The following is a 1,697-nucleotide window of genomic DNA, read 5'->3' on the forward strand; positions in this document are numbered from 1 at the left end:
GGGTCTCCCTCGCTTTTGGTGACGCGGGCCGCCGGGCGTCAAGGCCGGTAAAGCACCCTGGCCTTGAGAAGGTCCAACCCTGCCCGGCCGTACATGCTTCGCTTGATGGTCTTGAGCCGATTCACCTGACCCTCGACCTGTCCGTTGCTGTACGACGTCTCCAACGCAGCTCGTACCGCATCAAAGTCGCGGTCGAGCCCGACCGCAAAGGCCTGAAGCTCTTTGACCTCGCTCTGTTCCAGCTCGCTGAGCCAACCCCGCAGGGGGAGCGCCTCGTGGCCCCCAAGCAGGCGCCAGCCCGTCGTCAGTAGGCGTTCGACCTGCACGAACTCGGGCATCGCTGTTCGGCCTGCCTCCAGCAGCGCGCCCACCTGGGGCGCGCGCAGGGTCCTGGGAGCCAACACGGCCCAGGAGAGCGTCCTGGGCGAGGGACAGACGAACCTCTGGGCTGGCGTCGCAGGCGGAGAAGCGAGGCGAAGGGGGCGACAAAAGTCGCGGACCGCGGTGTAGCCACCGCGGTACCCCTGCCCCCGCAGTTCCTGGTGCAACGCCACGGCGTTGCAGTGGCCCGCCTGCCACTGCGAGGTCAGCCAGTCCTCATAGGGGGCCAAGCGACGGGGGCGAGGGGACCGCGCGGCGGTCCCCGGGTGCTGCTCCCACTGGGCGTATTTTCGGACGGTCCCCCGAGCGACCCCAGCCGCACGGGCCACCTGAGCCCCAGGCAGCCCCTGGGCCAGCAGGCGTTTGACCGCCTCGAAGCGTTGCTGCTGATGGGCGGAAGGGGGACGAGTCTGCGGTGGGGCAGCAGGCTCTTCCGGTGGGTCTTGGGCAGCGACTTCGACGGCCCCAGGGTCGGGGACCAGGAGCGCCTTGCCCAAAGCGGCGAACGTGGCGTGGGTCCGCTGAAAGTAGCGTTCCAGGGTCTCGCGCAGGTTCTTCAGCAAATGCCAGCGGTCGGCGACCTGTTGGGCCTGGGGCGCACCCCGCGCTGCTCCCTCCTGGTAGGCCCCGCCGCGATCCCGGGTGATGACTTCGACCTCGGGGTGGCTCGTGAGCCACCCCGCCAGGGTGTCCGCTTCCCGATCCGGCAACAGGTCCACGACGCAGTGCCGCTCCAGGTCGACCAGGATGGTGCCGTACGTCTTTCCCTTACACCATGCCCAGTCATCGACCCCTAGATGACGGACCGGGACGACCGCGGGTGCCCGAGGCTGTCGGACCTGAGCGAGCAGGGCATCGGCGCTGACCGGGCAGCCACAGTGCCCCAGAACTCGAGCAGCACTCTCCGCGCCCACCTCCAGCGCGACCAGGCTGTTCTGGCGCTCCAGGCGAGCCGTCTTGCGCCGCCAAGGGAAGGCGACCGAGGGTAGGCGCTCACAGAAGATGCGCTGCGCGCATCCCGACGAGTCGCAGAAGAACTTGCGGACCGTCAGACGCAGACGGACACGCCGCCCCAGCAGGGCGACGTCCTTGAGGATGCGGGTGTAGCGGCTGTGGCGATGGGACGAGGCTTGCCCGCAGGCCGGGCAGAGTCCCGTCGGTGCTCGGCTTTCCAGGTCGAGCCAGAGCACTTCGGGCTGGTCGTGGGTGGAGCGGAGGGTCAACAGCTCGGGATCGGGGAGGCAGGACTGGAGGTCCATGCCCGAAGTATCCGCACCCGGCGGCCCGCGTCACCAAAAGCGAGGGAGACCCATGTT

1 protein-coding gene is annotated in these 1,697 nt (G+C 68.9%); it reads right to left on the bottom strand.

Features of this window, described 5'->3' with window-relative positions; genetic code table 11:
* Positions 1-38 precede the first annotated feature (38 nt).
* Positions 39-1,640 carry an ISL3 family transposase gene (locus A7B18_RS21065; RefSeq protein ID WP_102128610.1) on the bottom strand — a complete coding sequence of 534 codons (1,602 nt, stop codon included), beginning with the start codon at positions 1,638-1,640 and terminating at the stop codon, positions 39-41.
* Positions 1,641-1,697 lie beyond the last annotated feature (57 nt).

This window comes from Deinococcus planocerae, from assembly GCF_002869765.1.
GTDB classification, from domain to species: domain Bacteria; phylum Deinococcota; class Deinococci; order Deinococcales; family Deinococcaceae; genus Deinococcus; species Deinococcus planocerae.